Raw genomic sequence first — 19,850 nt, forward strand, 5'->3', positions numbered from 1 at the left:
TTTTTACACAAATACAATAAACGGTAGCGTAGTATTAACTTATTACGCTACCGTTTTGTATTTAAACAGGTTATTATCATAGGTATTCTAAGGTAGCTTGATAATTAAAGAGGTCGTAGATGACTAGCGAAGCACTTAATAAGTCTGACTTAATAGAGCGAATTTCTCTAAAAAACCCACACTTGGCTGAACCCTTGGTGGAAGAAGCTGTTAAAATAATGATCGATCAAATGATTGCATCATTGTCTTCAGATGATCGAATTGAGATTCGTGGATTTGGTAGCTTTGCGCTACATCATCGTGAACCACGTGTTGGTCGTAATCCAAAAACTGGTAAATCAGTTGAAGTGGCAGCTAAAGCTGTACCTCACTTTAAACCGGGTAAGGCATTGCGCGACGCTGTGAATGAATCAGCAGAATAAATATATTTGAAGGAATATTTATGCGTTACGTCTTAGTCATAATTTTACTTGTACTTTTTGGGTATTCTCTTGCACTTGTTCTACAAAATAGTACGGAACTATCTGTAGACTTGTTATTTACACAAGTACCTGCAATGCGCTTAGGATTGTTGTTATTACTAACACTTTCTTTGGGTCTTGTTCTAGGATTGTTGCTTGGTGTTCAAATATTTAGAGTATTCCAAAAAAGTTGGGAAATTAAGCGCTTGCGTAAAGATATTGAATACCTTCGTAAAGAGCAAATTAAAACTGCTCAATCTGCAGCAGCGGAAGCGGCTGCAAATACACGACATGAGAAGACAGTTTTGGATATAAGTCCTGAGGATCGTTCAAACAGTCTTTAAATATTGTGTGTCAAATATAATTTTTGTTTCCTTTATTTCGGAAGCTTTTAATATAGTTGATAAAAAATTAAACACCCATAGAATTCTGATGGGTGTTTTTTTATGTCGATGAAAAGATGAAAAATGTAATTCAAACTAATTGCTTCATATTTCTTAACTTTTATTTCTTTTGTTCATGCAGGATTAAGCTTTATAATGTGCTTTCTTTTTGTCTGAACGATAGGTAAATCTCTTGAGTATCATTGTTGCATTAGATGCTAAAAGCCAATATGACGCATTAACAATGGCAGAGCAGTTAGATCCTGCATTATGTCGAGTAAAAGTTGGTAAAGAGTTATTTACACATGAAGGTTCAGCTGTTGTAAAAGCCTTACACGATCGTGGTTTCGAAGTTTTCCTTGATTTAAAATTCCATGATATTCCTAATACGACTGCACAAGCTGTATGTGCAGCAGCAGAAATGGGTGTGTGGATGGTGAATGTGCATGCTTCTGGTGGTCGTAAGATGATGGAAACATGCGTGGAGCGTTTAAAAGCAGGTAATTACAATACACAATTAATCGCAGTAACTGTTTTAACGTCTATGGGCCGTGAAGATCTTCGAGATATTGGCTTAGATGTTGAGCCATTTGAACACGTAAAACGTTTGGCTGCTTTAACCAAAGATAGTGGTTTAGATGGTGTGGTTTGTTCTGCTCAAGAAGCGAAAATGTTGCGTGAAACATTAGGGAATGATTTTTCTTTAGTGACTCCGGGAATTCGTCCAGAGGGTTCAAATGCAGATGATCAAAAACGTATTGTTACGCCTAAACAAGCAATGTTAGATGGCTCTACTCACTTAGTGATTGGTCGACCAATTACAAAGTCTGAAAACCCAGGTCAGGCTTTAAAAGATATTTTAGCGACGCTTTAAGAATCCCTGCCAACCTCCCTTTACAAAAGGGAGGGGAACCCCCTTTTTGTAAGGGGGATTTTTTTACTTTTAATCAAGAATAGAATTATAGATTTCTCTCTCCCATTGGGAGAGAGTTAGAGATAGGGCTATATAGCTGCCAATATACTCACCACAATGGGTGCGAGAATAGAGAGAATAAAACCACTGACCATGGCATGCGGAATAAATTCATTGCCGCATGCTTGTTTAACCATAGGTAATGTTGCATCCATTGATGTTGCACCCGCTGCTGCAATTGCAGATCTTGGGTATTTCCATCCCAGTATATACATGAGTAAAATTGCGATAATTTCTCTAAATAAATCATTCATTAAGGCAATACTTCCCAATTCAGCATTACGTAATTCTGTAATAACAATGCCCGTCATGGAATAAAATCCATATCCTTGTGAAAGCATAATCAGGTCTTTTAAGGCTATATTCTGAGTGATTAAAAGACTAAAACATGCACCCAATAAAGAACCAATAATTGCACCTACAGGAACAAGCAAAATTTTCCAATTGATCCAAGATTTATCGAGCGGTGAGTGGGCTAAATCTAGACCAATTAAAAACATAAAAATAAGAAGTAAATACCAAGAATTTAAATGTAGTGAATAATCTATAGATTGTAATAGTGATGCACTGAAATAACCTGCGGCAAGTGTGATAAGGGCGTAGCTAATATTAATTAATGATTTTAAAAATAAATCTAAAGAAACCTTGCCGTGTGTTGATGAGTATCCCACAGTTTTAAAAATGAGATAGCAACATATAAAAGTACCCAAAGTGGTACTTAATGAAAGTGCGAGGGCATTTTTAAGTATAAGTTGAGGGTGTGAAATCGTTTCAATGATTTGCGAAAATTCAAAAGCAATTGCGAATAGCAAAATATAAGAAAAATAGGGTAAAACTTTAAATGAAATTTTTTCTATAAATTTTGGAATGCGATGGGCACATAAAAAGCCCAATGCTAAACAAATAAGTAACTGAGTAATAAGCCAAATAGATTGCATATAAAAAAGTAGATTAAAAACACTTGGCTATTATGACTATTTTAATGTGTATTTGTTTTTATCATTTACATAAAGTTAAATTTTAACTCGATTATGGATATAAAAGGCGATCATCATCAATTTTTAGCTTTCAGTTAATATTTGCATCTTTAGTCTGAATCAAATGTAAAAGATATCCTTCATTTTATTGATATTAGCTTGCATAGCTAAATTATATTGATGACTTTATTGTATAGAATGAAAATTTCACATTATTGTTTTTTTGGGTCTTTATCTTTTTGAGATGTCGTGGATAAGCATCGCTTAAACCGAGATTTTTGGTCTAAATGAAGGGGAATGTATATCTAATAGAACATCATGTATTTATTATTTTCTATATCGAATATTGATATAAATAGCTCATCACAGCAGTCATATGCTTCTATAGGCTTAAATATTGATAGTTTCGGCAATATGAAAGTTATATTAAATAGAGTAAAAAATATAAAAGCCTAAATATCGTTTTACATGAAAAGATCAATTCTGAGTTTATTGTATTTAATTCAAGGAATGCGTAAAGCAGGGATTGATGTCGACCAAAAATTAAAAAGAATAGGGTTGAGTGAAAGTGCGATAGACCCAAGCTCTATTATTCACCCAAGTTTGGAGCGAGATGTTTTAGAAATATTAGGTGAAGGACTTGAGCCAGAACAAGGATTAATAATTGGTCAGCATTATTCTTTAGTGGGTTATAGTTCATTGTTAATGTTGCTTGTTACAAGTGAAAATATTCAAAAAGTGCTTGAAAAGGTTATGGAATATAGCTGTTTAACTCATTTAAGTGGGCAAATTCATGTTCAGTATTTGGACGATAAGGTTGCATTAATATTGAAACCTTTAGATTTGAAAACGCAGTTGGGGCAATTTTTGGCGCATTGTGAAGTTTCAGGTACTTATCGATTTATTCAAGACTTATACAATATGATGGATTTAAAATTTCCATCGTTAAGTGTGAATTTACCATTTAAATCTCCAGAAAAATCTTTTATAAAGCAAATGTATATAGATATATTTGGCGATAATATTAAATTTGATTCAGAGCATACCATCTTTTATTTTGACTCAGTGGTATTGAATGAGAAAGTAACATCTGCTGATCCAATTTCATTTAAAGTTTATGAGCAGAAATGTATCGCGGAGTTAATTCGTTTAAATGTACATTATTTGGAGCCATCACTTATACAGCGTGTTACAGATTATTTAGAGCTTCAAGTGGGATCAATGCCCACTATGGCTGAAACATCTAAGGCATTAAAAATACCTGAGCGAACATTGCGTCATCAGTTACAACAAATGCAAACGAGCTACACACAAATTCGTGAAGATATCATTAAATATAAAGCACTTAAATTAATAGAATATCAGGAATATTCTATTGAAAAAATTGCTGAATTACTGGGCTATTCAGAGCCAGCTGCGTTTAACCATGCATTTAAAAGATGGTTTGGACATAGCCCGCGGCAATATAAATAGCCTAAGCTTATTTATTCAAAAGTGTTATATAAAATGTATGAGAATCTTCGTTATAATCCATCAGCCCAAAATTAGTCTTGAAAAATATGCCAGATTTACACTCAATCAATACAGCGTTTAATCCGATGTCACCTGCAGAACGATATGCACAGGCAATATCTTCAGGACAATTTATGCCAGATGAAGCTCAAGCTCAGGCTGTGCATGAGTTAGATCGAGTATGGCAAGAATTAATTCAGCGCTATAAAGCATCTAAAAAAGCATTTCGTCGTTTTCGTAAACAAGTGCCGCCTAAAGGCGTTTATATGTGGGGTGGTGTAGGGCGTGGAAAAACATGGTTGATGGATCAATTTTACGATTCAGTGCCATTTCGTCGCAAAACACGCATGCATTTTCATCATTTTATGCAGCATGTGCATAAAGAACTCAATAAACTTTCAGGGCAAAGAAATCCTTTAGATTTGGTTGCAGAGCAAATTTATAAAGATGCTGTGGTGATTTGTTTTGATGAATTTTTTGTTTCTAACGTAACGGATGCAATGATTTTGAGTGATTTATTCCAAAAGCTTTTTGCTCGTGGAGTAACATTGGTTGCAACATCAAATATTGCGCCAGATGGATTATATAAAAATGGTATTCACCGCGATCGTTTTATTCCAACAATTGAGCTAGTTAAAACAAACTGTATCGTGCTAAATGTAGATGCTGGTGTGGATTATCGTTTGCGTGTTTTAAAGCAGGCACAATTGTTTAAATCGCCATTAACACATGAACATAAATTGTGGATGTCTCAGCGTTATGCAGCATTAACGCAAACTCAAGTTCAGTCACAAGAGCCGATCATTATTAATAGTCGTATTGTGGAAACAATTAGCCATACTGAAGATGTTTTGTGGTGTGAATATTCAGAGCTTTGTTTAAAACCACGTAGTCCTGCAGATTTTATTGAAATTGCGAATGTTTATAATACTGTTTTGGTCAGTAATGTTCCGCATTTGAATGATTATTTATCTGAGGGGACGCGACGCTTTATTTATTTGGTCGATGAATTCTATGATAGAGGGGTAAAATTGCTTCTTACATCTGAGGATTCAATTATTGATCTTTACGAAGGTGAAAAATTAGCCTTTGAAATTGAACGCACGCGTTCACGTTTGCTTGAAATGCAGTCAGATGACTACTTAAATACTGAACATAAAAACATCTAAAGTCCTTAGGTTTTTAATAAAAAGCATCTAAATTTAGGTGCTTTTTTATTGTGTGTATTTTTGTTGATTGGGTCGACAATTAGGGAATTTCATGGCTTAATCTTTGTTCATTTAGTTTAATGAACCCTAGGCTTTGTATAGTTTTAAAACAAAAATCTGAACTTAAGTCTAATTTCGTAATACAGAAAATTTATACATTATAAAAGAGTATTCAAGCGAATATTATTGTTGCATTTCTAGCTATAAATTTATTAAAAATATAGGTATCTATTTGATAATAAATGATGAATATTTAGCAATGTGATAATGCTATTCACTAAAGTATAAATGGGTATACTAGAAACTCTTGTATAAAAAGTAGCAATATCAGGAAAGACAATGACTGCACGTATTCAAAAAGGCAAGTTAGCAATTGCTAAAGAACTCTACGATTTTATCGAAAATGAAGCATTACCAGGTTCTGGTTTAAACAGTGAAAATTACTGGAAAAACTTTGAACAAGTTGTCGTTGATCTTAGTCCTAAAAATAAAGCATTGCTTGCAAAGCGCGATGACATTCAAGCAAAAATTGATGAATGGCACCGTAATAACAAATTTGAATTGGGGGCTTACAAAGCTTTCTTAACAGAAATTGGCTACTTGCTACCAGAAGTAGAAGATTTTCAAATTACCACTGAAAATGTAGATGAAGAAATCGCACTTTTAGCAGGTTCACAATTGGTTGTACCAGTTCGTAACGCACGTTACTGCTTAAATGCAGCAAATGCACGTTGGGGTTCTTTGTACGATGCACTTTACGGTTTTGACGTAATTCCTGAAGATGGTGGTGCTGAAAAAGGCAAAGGTTATAACCCTGTACGTGGCGAAAAAGTTGTCGCATTTGCTAAAAACTTCTTAAATGAAACCTTCCCATTAGCATCAGGTTCGCATGCAGATGCTACAAAATATGCTGTTGATGGTAAAAAATTAGCTGTAATGCTAAAAGATGGTTCAGCAACGACTTTAGTAAAAGAAGCTCAATTTGTTGGTTTTAATGGTGATGCATCTTCTCCAAAAGAAATCGTACTATTGAACAATGGTTTGCATGTCATTATTGAAATTGATGCGACAAGCCCAATTGGTCAAACAGATGCTGCTGGTGTAAAAGACCTTGTTCTTGAGTCTGCCGTAACAACTATTCAAGATTTAGAAGATTCAATTGCTGCTGTAGATGCAGAAGAAAAAGTAGAAGGCTACCGTAACTGGTTAGGCTTAATGAAAGGTACGTTGGCTGAATCTATTGAAAAGAATGGCAAAACAGTAACACGTACTTTAAATAGAGACCGTACATATAGCGATTTAAATGGTGGTGTTGCGAAACTTCATGGTCGTTCACTCATGTTACTTCGTAATGTTGGTCACTTAATGACGAATCCTGCAATTTTGGTAGATGGTGCTGAAATTTATGAAGGTATCATGGATGCCTTAATTACACCGTTACTTACTTTTGCAGACATTAAAGGCGAAAACGAAAATAGAAACTCACGTAAGGGTTCTATGTATATTGTTAAGCCAAAAATGCATGGTCCAGAAGAGGTTGCATTTGCTGTTGAATTATTTACTCGTTCAGAGCAAGCATTAGGCTTACCTGCAAAATCGCTAAAAATAGGTATTATGGATGAAGAGCGTCGTACATCTGTAAACTTGAAAAACTGTATTGCTCAAGCCAAAGATCGTACGATCTTTATCAATACAGGTTTTATGGATCGTACGGGTGATGAAATTCATACCTTTATGGAAGCAGGTCCATTTGTTCGTAAAACTGAAGTTAAATCTCAAATTTGGTTCCCAGCTTACGAAAACCGAAATGTAATGATTGGTTTGCAAACAGGTTTACGTGGTAAAGCACAAATTGGTAAAGGCATGTGGCCAAAACCAGATATGCTTTTAGATATGTACAAAACTAAAATTGAACATCCTGAAGCAGGTGCGAGCTGTGCATGGGTTCCATCTCCATCTGGTGCGGTAATTCACGCAATTCATTACCATCAATGTAATGTTTCTGAACGTCAAAAAGAGTTGCTACAAACCGAAGCACTTCCTTTAGATGATTTGTTAACACCGCCATTGGCTACAGATACAAACTGGACTGCTGAAGAAAAAACCAAAGAACTTGAAAATAATCTTCAAGGTATTTTAGGTTATGTTGTTCGTTGGGTCGATTTAGGCGTAGGTTGTTCTAAAGTTCCAGACATCAATAACGTTGGTTTAATGGAAGATCGTGCAACATTACGTATTTCTTCACAGCACGTTGCAAACTGGTTGCGTCATGGTGTTGTAAGCAAAGAGCAAGTTGAAGAAGTTATGCAACGTATGGCTAAAATTGTGGATGAGCAAAATGCGAATGATCCACTTTATACGCCAATGGCACCTGACTTTAATGGTTATGCTTATCAAGCGGCTTATGACTTAGTTTTTAAAGGGGCTGAACAGCCATCTGGTTACACAGAGCCTCTATTGCATGCTGCACGTTTGAAGCTAAAAGGTTATACAGGTGATTAATTTCATCTAGATCTAATTGTTAAATAAAAAAGCCTCTTTCGAGGCTTTTTTATGTTCAGTTGTTTTTAAAATTAAACCGTTAAATGGGTACTTTATTGTTGGAAATAATTTAAGTTAAGGAGATATATTTTTTATTAAAAGAAATATTCCATACATTCTTATTGTATTTTAAAAGTATTAACGTGATAAGTTTTTGAAAATATGACGTAAAGTTTCAATCATTTTTTCAATTTGTAAAGGTGTTAATCCGTCGAAAGACTGTTCTAAAACAACGGCTGTTAGGTCGTTAATTTTGTTTGTCATTTCGTTTCCTTTATCGGTAAGAACAACACGAGTAATACGAGCATCATCTTCACAAGAATAAGTCTGTACTAGACCTTCATCCTTAAGGCGGTATACGATTTTAGTTGTTGTTGACATCTTAGATACAACCATATCTGATAAATCAGAAACACTAGCATCTGGCTTAGATTTTAATGCCATAAGAAGTCGACGGCGTGAATTATCTAGGCCATATTTCTTTAATGCATGATCAACTTGGTTGACTTGTTGAGAATAGACTTGAGAAATCCAATAATATGGAAATTGTTCTAATGAAAAATTTTCTGAGCTTGGTAGAAATTTTGTGTATTTTTTACTCATGGTTTTGCCTTTATATTTGAATTGTTTTCTAATTTTAGTTTCTGAACGGTTAATATTTTATGTGAAGTAGTTCACTATTTCAAGTATTTCTTAAAATTCTTTAATGTGGTCAAAGTATTTATTTTTAATGGCTTATGTAAATTGTTTCACATTATTGGTTAATTTAAATGTTATTTAATGTATGTTAGTGTTGTTTTATTGTATATTTTTATGAGGCGGTTAAATAAAAAAAATAGATGCTATATGTGAAAATTACTCTAATTATAATATTTGAACTTAAAAAATTGTTGTGTTGTTCTTATTGTAAAAATATTATTATTTATTAATGGTTTATGAGATATTCTAAAAAAATAAATTACAAAATTAAAAGTTTATGCATAATAGTGTTAATTATTGTTGAATAGGTTTAAAACATGGATCCGTCGCAGCGCGCAGGTCTTTATACACAGTTTCCGACTAACCAAAATGGAGTAGTGGACTAATGGAGTTTTTATTAGATCCAGGAATTTGGGTTGGTTTAATAACATTAATAATTTTGGAAATTGTTCTTGGTATTGATAACTTAGTCTTTATTGCTATTTTAGCTGAAAAACTTCCTCCAGAACAACGAGATAAAGCACGTATTATTGGTCTTTCTTTAGCGTTATTTATGCGCTTAGGACTTCTCTCTGTTATTGCGTGGCTAGTCACTTTAACAAAACCCATCGTACAATTTGCAGATTTATCATTCTCTGGTCGAGACTTGATTCTATTATTTGGTGGTTTGTTTTTGGTGTACAAAGCCGTTACAGAACTACATGAAAAAATTGAAGGAAAGCCAGAAGTTCAATCAACCTCAGAAGTTGTATATGCTGGTTTTACCATGGTGGTTGCACAAATTGTTGTGCTTGATGCCGTATTTTCGCTAGATTCAGTTATTACTGCCATTGGTATGGTCGATAATATTTACGTGATGATGGCAGCTGTGACCATTGCTGTTATTGTGATGTTAATTGCATCTAAACCACTCACTGTATTTGTAAATAGACATCCTACAGTGGTCATTCTTTGTTTAAGCTTCCTTTTACTTATTGGTATTAGCTTAATTGCAGAAGGCTTTGGTTTCCATATTCCTAAGGGGTATATTTACTCAGGTATTGGCGTTGCAATTCTGATTGAAGCATTTAATCAATTTTCAAAGCGGAACGTGGTGAAACACGAGTCGAAAATTCCACTACGTCACCGTACTGCAGATTCGATATTAAAATTGATGGGCGGACAGCTTACAACTCAAGATGCTGATGGTCATGTCCGTGAGGCAAAAGAAACATTTGCTGATGAAGAGCGTTACATGATTGGTGGTGTATTAACACTTGCTGAGCGTTCGGTTGCTTCTATTATGACGCCAAGAAGCCAAATTTCTTGGGTGGATTTAGACGATAGTCCAGAAGAAATCCGTGAAAAGATCTTATCTGTACCACACAGCTTATTTCCAGTGTGCCGAGGCAGCCTAGATAAAGTGATTAGTGTTGTTCGTGCCAAAGAATTACTGGATGTTGTAGATGATCAAGATCAGTTGAAAGATTTGATTAAGCGTCATCGTCCAATTTACATTTTCGAGAAAATGAAAGTGATTGATGCTATTAATACATTACGTACATCAAAAGGATCTTTAGTTTTGGTGAGTGATGAATTTGGCGCGGTTCAAGGTCTTGTTTCACCTTTAGATGTATTTGAAGCTATTGCGGGTGAATTCCCCGATGCAGATGAACAGCTTGATTTGGTGAAGCTAGATGAAACAACATGGAAGGCGAGTGGCATGCTTGATGTGTATCAGCTTGAGCTTGAACTTGGAATGTTAGATCTTGTTGAAGATGATGCAGGATATATTAGTGTTGCAGGTCTAATACTAGAAAAAATTGAAAGTGAAGTGCAGGTTGGTTCTACATTGAATTATCAAGGAATTAGCTTTGAAGTGACCGAAATGGATTCTAATAGAATCAAAACAGTTTTAATTCGTCACTAATTTTAAGCTGTAAATAAAAAGCCTCACGATTGTGAGGCTTTTTACATTTTGTAGTACAGGGTTGGGTATTAATTTATGTGGAGCTCATTTTCAATAATTGACCATAAGTTTTGATGGGATTTTTTAAACATGAGCATATGTCCAATCGCTTTATGGTTATAAGCTTGAGGATTGAGTTCAATCATATGGGTTTGGCTGTTGGGATATAAACGCAGTAAATCTTTTACATTGGCTTCGGTTGCAATTTCATCATCGGATGACCAAAGAGAAATGATAGGTGCGCTAATTTTTTCATGATAGTTGTCATTTACATGAACACTGTGCCCAATTGCATTGATGATATAGCCAGATTTACCGCAGAATTGAGCCCATTGTTTTGCAACATCTTTCGGTAGGTTTTCACCCATACCAATAGCATTTGTTGGGCCATAGCCAATACTGTATCTTGCTAACGGGAAAATAGCTTTAAACATAAGAGGTGCAAGAATTTTTGTGCGACCTTTTAAGCCTTTCACATGTCCTGTAGAGCCTGATACGGCAACAACTTTAGCGACTTTTTCATAATTTGGCACAATCCCTAAAAGCTGTCCTCCAGCACTATGCCCTAAAATAATGACTTTCTCTGTGCCTGTTTTTGTTAATAGTGTTTCAATTGCCGCAGGAATATCGAGTTGACCCCATTGCACAATACTGGCTTTTGAGTCTTTAATTCGACCGTGAAGTGAATCTCCAATGCCTCTAAAGTCGAAACTTAATACGTTATAGCCTTGTTCACTTAACCATTCAGCAAATGAGTGATAGAAATTTTTTGTAATGCCTGTAGCAGGACAAATAAGAATGGGGTGGGAGTGTTTTGTATTTGATTTCGAAGGGTAGTATCGTCCTGATAATATATAATTATCGCGACATTGAATTTGGATATCTTCAAATGTGGTCATAGCGGGAATTCAGTCATTGAATGTAATTTATAGCCAATAATGTACACAAGTTCCCAAAAGAAACTGAATGATATTTTTGACTTGAAGGTCAGATGTTGAATGGAATGTGGATTCAAATATTGAAAATGCTGATAAGCTTTTCATGATTAGGTTGTATTTGTATTTGTATTTGTATTTGTATTTGTATTTGTATTTGTATTTGTATTTGTATTTGTATTTGTATTTGTATTTGTATTTGTATTTGTATTTGTATTTGTATTTGTATTTGTATTTGTATGATTTTGAAGATGGATGACGAGCATCCACCTTCTAATCAAATGTTTTACGCTTTAAGGTTTTACGACATTTGTGATCGATGATGTTCCACATAGCAAAAGCAAGTGAAACAACAAAAGCATATACAAAGAATTCAGGTTTTAAGTTGCCTTGAATGATGCCATGTATAGCTAAAATCATCATAAGAGCAAAAGTGGTGCTTAAATACGTCACCATGTGTTTGGTCTTTAGAGTGTTAATGAAGATTTCTTTGTTGAAATGTGTTGATAACATCTCCATCCCTCCTTAGGGTTTTACTAAATCATAGTATTTTGATCGGAAATTGATTTATTAGTTGTACGCTGTATTTGATTGTATTTCAATGGCTAATACTACCATTTACATAATAAATATTAATTGGTTACATAAATAAGGTGGCTTTAATATTTATCGAACAATGGGTTTTATTAAAAATACATGAATAAAGTTAAAGCATAATGTATGCCAAATATATTGGATAAAAGTATTAAATTATTTTTATGTCAATTTTGTGCTTTGAATTGTGATCTATAAACAATAAAAGTCTGTTTGGGTAAAACTAGACAATTATTGATTATATGCAAAGTTATATTTGGGTAAAACATAACTTTAAAGAACAAAGGTTAATTTTGATTATTTTTTAACTTTGTCGATCACAATACAAATCACCAGTACGCATAAAGATGGGATAAGCCATGCTAAATTTTGTGAACTTAATGGTAAATGTGTGAGAGAAGCAGGTAGATATTGATCTAAACCAGCAACTTTTAAGCCATCTACAATACCAAAAAGAAATGCGATTGCTGTAACAGGTGTAATTACTCGAGATGGATTATTGAAAAAATTCCAACAGAAACCAAGAAGAATCACGACAATAGCAGGTGGGTAAAGTGCGCTTAAAACAGGTACAGAGAAGGCAATTAGTTTTGTTAAACCTAAATTAGAAATAACAAATGAGAAGCCAACTAAAATAAATACCCAGTATTTGTAGGCAAGTTTAGTAATCTGTGAGAAGTACTCAGCACAAGCACAAGTAAGGCCAATAGCTGTAACCATGCATGCAATAAAAATCATCGCACTAAGGAAAATAGAGCCAAAGTCACCAAAAGCATGTTGTACGTAAGCATGTAAAATTACCGCACCATTTGCAGCATTTGCAGCAACTTCATGGCTACCTAAACCAAGTTTAAATAAACTTAAATAAACTAAAGTTAAGCCAACACCTGAAATTAAACTTGCAATAACAGCATAACGTGTTGTTAATTTTGCATCGGTTACACCACGTGAGCGAATTGCATTAATAATCACAATACCAAATACCAGTGCACCTAAAGTGTCCATGGTTAAATAACCATTTACAAAACCTTCAGAAACTGGACTATTTACATAGTTACCAATTGCAGGTGGTACAAAGCCCGATGGGATGAAACATGCAGCAACACCTAAAATAACCAAAGATAAGATTTTAAGTGGAGATAGGAAATATCCAATCGTATCTAAAATTTTATTTGGATATAAAGAAACAAGCGTTACAAGTGAAAAATAAATCGCACTATAAATTAGTAAGCTTGAAGCAGATGTACCAAAATAAGAAGAGAAGCCAATTTCATAAGAAACGGTTGCAGTTCGTGGTGTTGCAAACAAAGGACCTACAGCAAGGTAACATGAGATCGTCAAAATAAGACTAGCCACTTTACCTAAAGGTGAGCTGAGGTTTTGAATAGAACCTTCAACGCGTGAAAGAGCAATAATGGTAATTACAGGTAAGCCAACAGCCGTGATTAAAAAGCCAAAAGCTGCTAACCAAACGTGTTCACCTGCTTGCTGTGCCACGATAGGTGGAAAGATAATGTTGCCTGCACCGATAAATAGTGCAAAGGTCATAAAACCTAAGGCAATAATATCCCGTGTACGTAAATTCGTCATGGAGGAGATCGGTATTTAACAAAAATGGCGATTTTAGAGTAATAAGCTCTTATTTTCTAATCGAAATACAGTGAGATATGAGTGTTTTTAATATGCGAAATATAAAATTAAACTAAAATTAAAATATGATTTAAATTATACATATGATTTTAAAGTGTAAATTAAGAATAAATCATCATGGTTAAGCCAGTTTTGATAAATAAAGCATCTATTTAATTTTTTGTAAAAAATGGTTAAGTGTTTAAAAACCAACCTATGGTGGTGCTTGAGAATTTTGTACATTCGCTTACATGTAGGTTTAAAAGGACTATAATAAACATTCATGTAATTTCGGACATAAAGAGATGCGAGCTTCCGCTGTTAAAATTAAAACTGAGCAAGATATAGAAAAGTTGCGTATTTCTGGGCGACTGGCTGCGCAAGTTTTAGAGATGATAGGGGAATACGTAAAGCCTGGTGTCACGACTGAATACTTAGATGATATTTGTAATGATTTTATTGTTAATACATTAAAGGTAATTCCTGCCAATGTGGGTTATTACGGTTATACCAAAACCACATGTATTTCTGTGAATGAGGTGGTATGTCACGGTATTCCATCTCAGAAAACGGTATTGCAAGATGGCGATATTATTAATATTGATGTTGCAATTATAAAAGATGGATACTTTGGCGATACAAGTCGAATGTACTATGTAGGTGATGTTTCACCTGCTGCAAAAAAATTATGTGACACGACATATGAAGCCATGGTTGCGGGTATTCATGCGGTAAAACCAGGTGCAACATTGGGTGATATTGGTTTTGCTATTCAAAGTGTAGCACATAGAGATGGTTATACAGTGGTACGTGAATATTGCGGACATGGTATTGGCACGACTTATCATGAACAACCTAGTGTTTTACATTATGGTCAAGCGGGTCAAGGTATGGTGCTGAAAAAAGGCATGGTCTTTACCATTGAACCTATGATTAATGCAGGTAAATCTGGCGTGAAAGAGCTGAAAGATGGTTGGACTGTAGTTACAAAAGATAAATCTTTGTCTGCGCAGTGGGAACACATGGTTGTTGTGACAGATACTGGTTTTGAGTTGTTGACGCCATGGCCTGAAGGTGTAGGTTCATATCCTGAAATTTAAAAAGAACGAAATGCGTATATGAAAAAAGCCCATCCTATTTGATGGGCTTTTTATTGTCATTCATTTCTGAAAAACTTAGTGTTGGCTTAAGTGTTCAACAAGATAGTCAATAAAAACGCGAACAGCAGGTAGTAAACCACGTTTAGATGGATAAACCGCATGAGATATACCATGTTGTGATTTCCAGTCGGGTAAAACACGAACAAGTTGCCCATTTTGTACATAATCTTTTGCAATAGGGTCTGGAAGTAAAGCCACGCCACAGTTTTGACTTGTAAGCTGAGCAATCATGAGTAAATCTGATCCCATGATCGTAGGGTTTACTTTGATTTTTTTCTGCACATTTTGATTGTTATAAACGGTAATAAATTGATCTATATGCTCATCAGCCATACTTAATATTTGATGTTTTGTAAGATCTTCAGGTGTTTTGAGGTCGCCATGTTCATTTAAATAGGCTTGTGTTGCAAATAAATGTTGTTCAATATTTGCAAAACGACGAATGATTAGGCTTGGGTCATCATCTAGGCTTGAGCGAACACGTAAAGCAATATCAATCCCTTCATTGATAATGTCTACACGACGGTTTGTTACCATCATCTGTAGTTTAATTTCAGGGTATTTCTTGAGGAAGTCTGGCAAAATTTTTGCCATTTCATTTTGAGCAATTGATACAGGCAGGCTAATTTTAATTAAGCCACGAGGCTGGGTACTTAAATGATCCACTAATTCGTGTGCTGCTTGAGCTGCATTCAGCATAACTTGAGCATGGCGATAGATATTCATACCAATATCAGTCACAGCAAAATGGCGTGAACTGCGTTGAATTAAGCGAACACCTAAACGCTCTTCAAGATTATGTACGCGACGACTTAATTTTGATTTTGGTATGTCAGTTGCTCTTTCGGCTGCACTAAAGCCGCCATGTTCAACAACCATAGCAAAACAAGAAAAATCATCTAAATCTGTAAGCATTTTTTATATTCTCTTTATGCAACAATATGCTCATTAAATTTTTATTGTTCTATAAAGTCAATTTTAATTTAGTAAAATTATCAATTTTTTTCGTGTATTTATAATAGTTTAAATGTAGTGGAACTCAGGTTTTATGTTTTAAATAGTGTGATTTGAATTGTTTTATTTGTTGCTAATTTTACATTTCTCTAAGATTTGAAACTTCCACTTTTTGTAGTTCATATTATGCGTTATACGGCAGAACAAACCTTAGATATTTTAGTTGAAGGGAATCGTAAATTTAGCTCAGGTGAGATTGCTGTGCAACGTTTTGAAGATGCACATCAAATTATGATGGCGGATCAAAAGCCAATGGCTGTTATTTTGAGTTGTTCAGATTCACGGGTATTGCCCGAGCAAATATTTTCACAAGGTTTTGGTGATGTATTTGTGATTCGTGTGGCGGGGAATATCGCTAAGCCATCACAAATTGGAAGTATTGAATATGCCGTAAAGCAATACGAAATTCCCTTGGTGGTTGTTCTTGGGCATAGTGATTGCGGTGCAATTGCATCGACTATTGATGTGTGTCGTAATCCGAGTAAAGTTTTACCTGAAAACTTACAGCAAATAGTTGATGATATTAAACCAACGGTTATTGATGTTTATGAAAACAATAAAACCGCAGAATTAGTTGAAATTGCAAAATTAGCCATACAAGAAAATGCGAAGAATATTGTGATTGAGTTATGTGAGAATTCTTCATTCTTAAAGCAACGTGTTGAAGATGGGGAATTAAAAATTGTGGCGGCTAAATTCAGTATGGATACAGCAATTGTAGAATTCTTTGATTAATTTCTGCTGCATATTCTTTTATAATGTCGGATATTTAATTTTCTGTTGTGACTAAAATGGCTTATCAACTTATTCAAACCAATATGACTGCAACAGATAATATTCAATGTCCTCATTGTAAACATGCTGTAATTGACTGGACTGAGGAGCAATATGTTCAGCCGTGTGATCATGTTTTATTTATTGCGATGGACTTGGGTTTTGAATATATTTCAGATGAATTTGAACACAGTATGTCGCGTAGCGTAGATGAAATTCACGCACATGATGATCAGCTCAATATGTTTGAAGAATTGACCAATACAAATTATCCAAATTATGTGATTTATCAAAGCGATTTAGGTGCACAAAATCTTTCAAGATATGTCGGTTTTGTTCAAGCTTAAGTTTGATGAATAAATTGCTAAAAAGAATGTAATAAAAAAGCTCCATATTGGAGCTTTTTTATTTTAGATGTATTAAGTTAATTGGGAGTTTCTACTTCTTCTTCAACGTCATCATCTATAGTGTCCATACCTAATTCTTTTAGCTTACGTGTGAGTGTATTACGTCCCCAGCCAAGTAATTCGGCAGCATGACGTTTACGACCACGTGTTTGTTGTAGCGCAGCATTAATCAGTGAACGTTCAAACATTGGAATGGCAATGTCTAAAATCTTCATTTCACCATTTTGAAGCTTTTGACCTGCCCATTGACCCAATAATTCATCCCAGTGATGAATCGTAATGCGCTCAATATTAGGTGGAATTTCACCTTCAGGCATTTTACTTAACGGAATTTGTTTGAGTTCCGATGGTAAATCTTCAGGATAAACTTCACGACCTGTAATCATTACCGTTAGCCAACGACACGTATTTTCAAGTTGTCGTACATTACCCGGCCAAGGCAGTTTTTGAATGTATTCTTGGGTTTCTTGACGTAAGATTTTAGGGCTAACACCAAGTTCTTTACCTGCGCGAGCAAGAAAATGCTGTGCAAGCATAGGAATATCTTCGCTACGATGTGCAAGTTTTGGAATATGAATACGAATCACATTTAAACGGTGATATAAATCTTCACGGAAACGTCCATCATGCACTAACTTTTCTAAGTCTTGATGTGTTGCAGCAACAATTCGTACATCTACTTTTACAGGAATATGTCCGCCAACACGGTAGAACTCGCCATCTGCTAAAACACGAAGTAAGCGTGTTTGTGTTTCAAAGGGCATATCACCAATTTCATCTAAAAATAGCGTACCGCCATTGGCTTGTTCGAAACGACCTTGGCGCTGCGTATTTGCACCTGTAAAAGCGCCTTTTTCATGTCCAAATAATTCAGTTTCAATTAAATCTTTTGGAATGGCAGCCATATTCAGTGCAATGAATGGTTTGCTGCTACGTGGAGAATGGCGATGAAGCGCATGTGCAACAAGTTCTTTACCTGTACCAGATTCACCATTAATTAAAACAGTAATATGCGATTGAGATAAACGACCAATGGCGCGGAATACTTCCTGCATTGCAGGTGATTCGCCAATTATTTCTGTAGATTGAATTGGCGGTGCTGTTTTTGCAGATTCTTGTTGTTGTAGCTTAGTAATGTGCAAAATTGCACGATTTACCAAGGCAAGAGCTTCATCAATATCAAAAGGTTTCGGTAAATATTCAAAAGCACCTGTTTGATAACTTGAAACCGCAGATTCTAAATCTGAATGCGCCGTCATAATAATGACAGGAAGGTCGGGGAAGTTGGCTTTTACTTTTCCTAAGAATGTAAGACCATCAATTCCCGGCATACGAATGTCTGTTAAAATGACATCAGGTGCTTCTAATGTAAGTTGATCTAAAGCAGATTGAGCTTCTTCAAAACTTGTAACATCGAAACCTTCTTCTCTAAATGTTTTTTCTAATACCCAGCGCATAGCGCGATCGTCATCAATGACCCATATTTTATTTCTCGACATGATTCGACTCCCAAGGTAAATATAAGCTAAAGATTGTTTTTCCTGGAACAGATTGGCATTCAATCATTCCGTTATGTTGGTGCATTATGTTTTGCGCGATACTTAAACCAAGTCCCGTTCCTTTAGCACGTCCTGTCACTAAAGGATAAAATACAGACTCTAAAATATCTTCTGGTACACCTGGGCCATTGTCTTCAATATCAATACGAACAGCAGAGCGGTTCAATACGCTATTAATGGTGACAAGGCGTTGAATTCTTGTTCTTAAAAATAGTTCTGGTTGATGGTCGACAAAGAACTCTTTATTTTCTGTCATGGCTTGTACGGCATTTGCGCCAATATTTAAAATGACTTGAATGAGTTGATCTCGATCGGCAAGGACATCGGGTAAAGAGAGGTCATAGTCACGTGTAATTTTGATTTTCTTTTTGGTTTGATTGCTAATCAGCGAACGTACACGTTCTAAAGGCTCATGAATGTTCGTCGGTTCGTAACTTGGTAATTGTCTTGAACCTAGCATCGTATCTGCTAATACACGTAAACGATCAACTTCACTAATAATAATATCGGTAAATTCTGCGTATTGTGGATCGTTCAGGCTTCTTGCAAGTAATTGGGTCGCACCTCGAATGCCTGCAAGAGGGTTTTTAATTTCATGCGCAACACCACGTATGAGTTGGCGTGCCACTTGATGTTGTTGAACGAATTTTTCTTCTTTTGATATTTTTAACATTCGATCAATCGGATTTAATTCGATCAACAGTAAAGGGTGATATGTTTTTGAGTAATTTAATAAAGAAACAGAGTAATCGACATGAATGTCTTTGAAGTTAACATTGATGGTTGCTTCACGACGTGTATAAGGTTGCCCCGTACGAATAGAATTATTTAAGGCTTCTTCTGTATTAAACTCATCGCTTGGAACGTGAAGTAAATTAAGAACAGGCTGACCCGCAGCACGTAATAAACTAATATCAAACAAGGTTTCGCAAGATGAGTTTAGATAAAAAATATTCAGATTACTGTCGACCAGTAGAATGGCAGTGGCCAAATTATCTACCAACAAACGATAGTCGATAGTCGAGTCTTGATCCATTTGTTATAAAGTCCTGTTTGCAAAATGCAGAAGCATCTTC

18 protein-coding genes are annotated in these 19,850 nt (G+C 35.1%); 10 read left to right on the plus strand and 8 right to left on the minus strand.

Features of this window, described 5'->3' with window-relative positions; all coding sequences use genetic code 11:
* The first annotated feature begins 119 nt into the window (after positions 1 to 119).
* From A6M14_RS02675 to pyrF, 3 genes are all read left to right on the plus strand, one after another.
* Complete coding sequence (locus tag A6M14_RS02675) at positions 120 to 422, plus strand: integration host factor subunit beta (RefSeq protein WP_152873488.1); 303 nt, start codon at positions 120 to 122, stop codon at positions 420 to 422.
* 20 nt (positions 423 to 442) lie between these two features.
* On the plus strand, positions 443 to 805 hold the full coding sequence (locus A6M14_RS02680; protein ID WP_152873489.1) for a lipopolysaccharide assembly protein LapA domain-containing protein: 363 nt from the start codon (positions 443 to 445) through the stop codon (positions 803 to 805).
* A gap of 232 nt (positions 806 to 1,037) precedes the next feature.
* Positions 1,038 to 1,718, plus strand: a complete 681-nt coding sequence (gene pyrF / locus A6M14_RS02685; protein WP_152873490.1) for an orotidine-5'-phosphate decarboxylase — start codon at positions 1,038 to 1,040, stop codon at positions 1,716 to 1,718.
* A gap of 128 nt (positions 1,719 to 1,846) precedes the next feature.
* Here pyrF and A6M14_RS02690 read toward each other — a convergent pair whose 3' ends face one another.
* Positions 1,847 to 2,755 carry a LysO family transporter gene (locus tag A6M14_RS02690; protein ID WP_152873491.1) on the minus strand — a complete coding sequence of 303 codons (909 nt, stop codon included), beginning with the start codon at positions 2,753 to 2,755 and terminating at the stop codon, positions 1,847 to 1,849.
* Between the two features lie 507 nt (positions 2,756 to 3,262).
* Here A6M14_RS02690 and A6M14_RS02695 point away from each other — a divergent pair.
* The 3 genes from A6M14_RS02695 (at position 3,263) to A6M14_RS02705 (ending at position 8,016) form a co-directional block, all read left to right on the plus strand.
* Positions 3,263 to 4,267 carry an AraC family transcriptional regulator gene (locus A6M14_RS02695; RefSeq protein ID WP_152873492.1) on the plus strand — a complete coding sequence of 335 codons (1,005 nt, stop codon included), beginning with the start codon at positions 3,263 to 3,265 and terminating at the stop codon, positions 4,265 to 4,267.
* An 86-nt stretch (positions 4,268 to 4,353) separates the two neighbouring features.
* Positions 4,354 to 5,475 carry a cell division protein ZapE gene (gene zapE / locus A6M14_RS02700; RefSeq protein ID WP_152873493.1) on the plus strand — a complete coding sequence of 374 codons (1,122 nt, stop codon included), beginning with the start codon at positions 4,354 to 4,356 and terminating at the stop codon, positions 5,473 to 5,475.
* Positions 5,476 to 5,853: 378 nt separating this feature from the next.
* Positions 5,854 to 8,016, plus strand: coding sequence for a malate synthase G (locus A6M14_RS02705; protein WP_152873494.1), 2,163 nt, complete (start codon positions 5,854 to 5,856; stop codon positions 8,014 to 8,016).
* Between the two features lie 177 nt (positions 8,017 to 8,193).
* Here A6M14_RS02705 and A6M14_RS02710 read toward each other — a convergent pair whose 3' ends face one another.
* Entirely contained in the window at positions 8,194 to 8,658 is a 465-nt protein-coding gene (locus A6M14_RS02710; protein WP_152873495.1) for a MarR family winged helix-turn-helix transcriptional regulator, read from the minus strand.
* 481 nt (positions 8,659 to 9,139) lie between these two features.
* On the opposite strand from A6M14_RS02710, the gene A6M14_RS02715 reads away from it, so the two are divergent.
* A complete protein-coding gene (locus tag A6M14_RS02715; RefSeq protein ID WP_152873496.1) occupies positions 9,140 to 10,663 on the plus strand; it encodes a TerC family protein in 1,524 nt (507 codons plus the stop codon).
* Positions 10,664 to 10,731: 68 nt separating this feature from the next.
* Here A6M14_RS02715 and A6M14_RS02720 read toward each other — a convergent pair whose 3' ends face one another.
* From A6M14_RS02720 to brnQ, 3 genes are all read right to left on the minus strand, one after another.
* Positions 10,732 to 11,601 carry an alpha/beta hydrolase family protein gene (locus A6M14_RS02720; protein ID WP_152873497.1) on the minus strand — a complete coding sequence of 290 codons (870 nt, stop codon included), beginning with the start codon at positions 11,599 to 11,601 and terminating at the stop codon, positions 10,732 to 10,734.
* A 309-nt stretch (positions 11,602 to 11,910) separates the two neighbouring features.
* Complete coding sequence (locus A6M14_RS02725) at positions 11,911 to 12,150, minus strand: hypothetical protein (protein ID WP_152873498.1); 240 nt, start codon at positions 12,148 to 12,150, stop codon at positions 11,911 to 11,913.
* Positions 12,151 to 12,528: 378 nt separating this feature from the next.
* Positions 12,529 to 13,821 (minus strand): branched-chain amino acid transport system II carrier protein, encoded by a 1,293-nt coding sequence (brnQ, locus tag A6M14_RS02730; protein ID WP_152873499.1) that lies wholly within the window; start codon positions 13,819 to 13,821, stop codon positions 12,529 to 12,531.
* A 344-nt stretch (positions 13,822 to 14,165) separates the two neighbouring features.
* On the opposite strand from brnQ, the gene map reads away from it, so the two are divergent.
* The gene (gene map / locus A6M14_RS02735; protein WP_152873500.1) at positions 14,166 to 14,960 is read left to right on the plus strand and encodes a type I methionyl aminopeptidase; all 795 of its coding nucleotides are present in this window, start codon (positions 14,166 to 14,168) and stop codon (positions 14,958 to 14,960) included.
* Between the two features lie 75 nt (positions 14,961 to 15,035).
* Here map and A6M14_RS02740 read toward each other — a convergent pair whose 3' ends face one another.
* Positions 15,036 to 15,935, minus strand: coding sequence for a LysR substrate-binding domain-containing protein (locus tag A6M14_RS02740; RefSeq protein WP_152873501.1), 900 nt, complete (start codon positions 15,933 to 15,935; stop codon positions 15,036 to 15,038).
* A 225-nt stretch (positions 15,936 to 16,160) separates the two neighbouring features.
* On the opposite strand from A6M14_RS02740, the gene A6M14_RS02745 reads away from it, so the two are divergent.
* Both A6M14_RS02745 and A6M14_RS02750 read left to right on the plus strand, forming a co-directional pair.
* Positions 16,161 to 16,769: a carbonic anhydrase gene (locus tag A6M14_RS02745; RefSeq protein ID WP_152873502.1), complete on the plus strand. Its 609-nt coding sequence runs from the start codon at positions 16,161 to 16,163 to the stop codon at positions 16,767 to 16,769.
* Positions 16,770 to 16,825: 56 nt separating this feature from the next.
* Positions 16,826 to 17,155 carry a hypothetical protein gene (locus tag A6M14_RS02750; RefSeq protein ID WP_152873503.1) on the plus strand — a complete coding sequence of 110 codons (330 nt, stop codon included), beginning with the start codon at positions 16,826 to 16,828 and terminating at the stop codon, positions 17,153 to 17,155.
* 77 nt (positions 17,156 to 17,232) lie between these two features.
* Here the strand turns inward: A6M14_RS02750 and glnG are convergent, their stop codons facing one another.
* Positions 17,233 to 18,714 carry a nitrogen regulation protein NR(I) gene (gene glnG / locus A6M14_RS02755; protein WP_152873504.1) on the minus strand — a complete coding sequence of 494 codons (1,482 nt, stop codon included), beginning with the start codon at positions 18,712 to 18,714 and terminating at the stop codon, positions 17,233 to 17,235.
* Positions 18,701 to 19,810: a nitrogen regulation protein NR(II) gene (gene glnL, locus A6M14_RS02760; protein ID WP_152873505.1), complete on the minus strand. Its 1,110-nt coding sequence runs from the start codon at positions 19,808 to 19,810 to the stop codon at positions 18,701 to 18,703. The genes glnG and glnL overlap by 14 nt, the downstream gene beginning before the upstream one ends.
* Positions 19,811 to 19,850: the final 40 nt, after the last annotated feature.

This window comes from Acinetobacter portensis (assembly GCF_009372215.1).
GTDB classification, from domain to species: Bacteria; Pseudomonadota; Gammaproteobacteria; order Pseudomonadales; family Moraxellaceae; genus Acinetobacter; species Acinetobacter portensis.

Bases quoted from the DNA above. Each gene is read 5' to 3' on its own strand.
- A6M14_RS02715 (WP_152873496.1), top strand. From the start codon at position 9,140: ATGGAGTTTTTATTAGATCCAGGAATTTGGGTTGGTTTAATAACATTA.
- A6M14_RS02740 (WP_152873501.1), bottom strand. From the start codon at position 15,935: ATGCTTACAGATTTAGATGATTTTTCTTGTTTTGCTATGGTTGTTGAA.
- A6M14_RS02680 (WP_152873489.1), top strand. From the start codon at position 443: ATGCGTTACGTCTTAGTCATAATTTTACTTGTACTTTTTGGGTATTCT.
- A6M14_RS02750 (WP_152873503.1), top strand. From the start codon at position 16,826: ATGGCTTATCAACTTATTCAAACCAATATGACTGCAACAGATAATATT.
- A6M14_RS02725 (WP_152873498.1), bottom strand. From the start codon at position 12,150: ATGTTATCAACACATTTCAACAAAGAAATCTTCATTAACACTCTAAAG.
- map (WP_152873500.1), top strand. From the start codon at position 14,166: ATGCGAGCTTCCGCTGTTAAAATTAAAACTGAGCAAGATATAGAAAAG.
- glnL (WP_152873505.1), bottom strand. From the start codon at position 19,810: ATGGATCAAGACTCGACTATCGACTATCGTTTGTTGGTAGATAATTTG.
- A6M14_RS02690 (WP_152873491.1), bottom strand. From the start codon at position 2,755: ATGCAATCTATTTGGCTTATTACTCAGTTACTTATTTGTTTAGCATTG.
- A6M14_RS02710 (WP_152873495.1), bottom strand. From the start codon at position 8,658: ATGAGTAAAAAATACACAAAATTTCTACCAAGCTCAGAAAATTTTTCA.
- brnQ (WP_152873499.1), bottom strand. From the start codon at position 13,821: ATGACGAATTTACGTACACGGGATATTATTGCCTTAGGTTTTATGACC.
- A6M14_RS02705 (WP_152873494.1), top strand. From the start codon at position 5,854: ATGACTGCACGTATTCAAAAAGGCAAGTTAGCAATTGCTAAAGAACTC.
- glnG (WP_152873504.1), bottom strand. From the start codon at position 18,714: ATGTCGAGAAATAAAATATGGGTCATTGATGACGATCGCGCTATGCGC.
- zapE (WP_152873493.1), top strand. From the start codon at position 4,354: ATGCCAGATTTACACTCAATCAATACAGCGTTTAATCCGATGTCACCT.
- A6M14_RS02720 (WP_152873497.1), bottom strand. From the start codon at position 11,601: ATGACCACATTTGAAGATATCCAAATTCAATGTCGCGATAATTATATA.
- A6M14_RS02745 (WP_152873502.1), top strand. From the start codon at position 16,161: ATGCGTTATACGGCAGAACAAACCTTAGATATTTTAGTTGAAGGGAAT.
- A6M14_RS02675 (WP_152873488.1), top strand. From the start codon at position 120: ATGACTAGCGAAGCACTTAATAAGTCTGACTTAATAGAGCGAATTTCT.
- A6M14_RS02695 (WP_152873492.1), top strand. From the start codon at position 3,263: ATGAAAAGATCAATTCTGAGTTTATTGTATTTAATTCAAGGAATGCGT.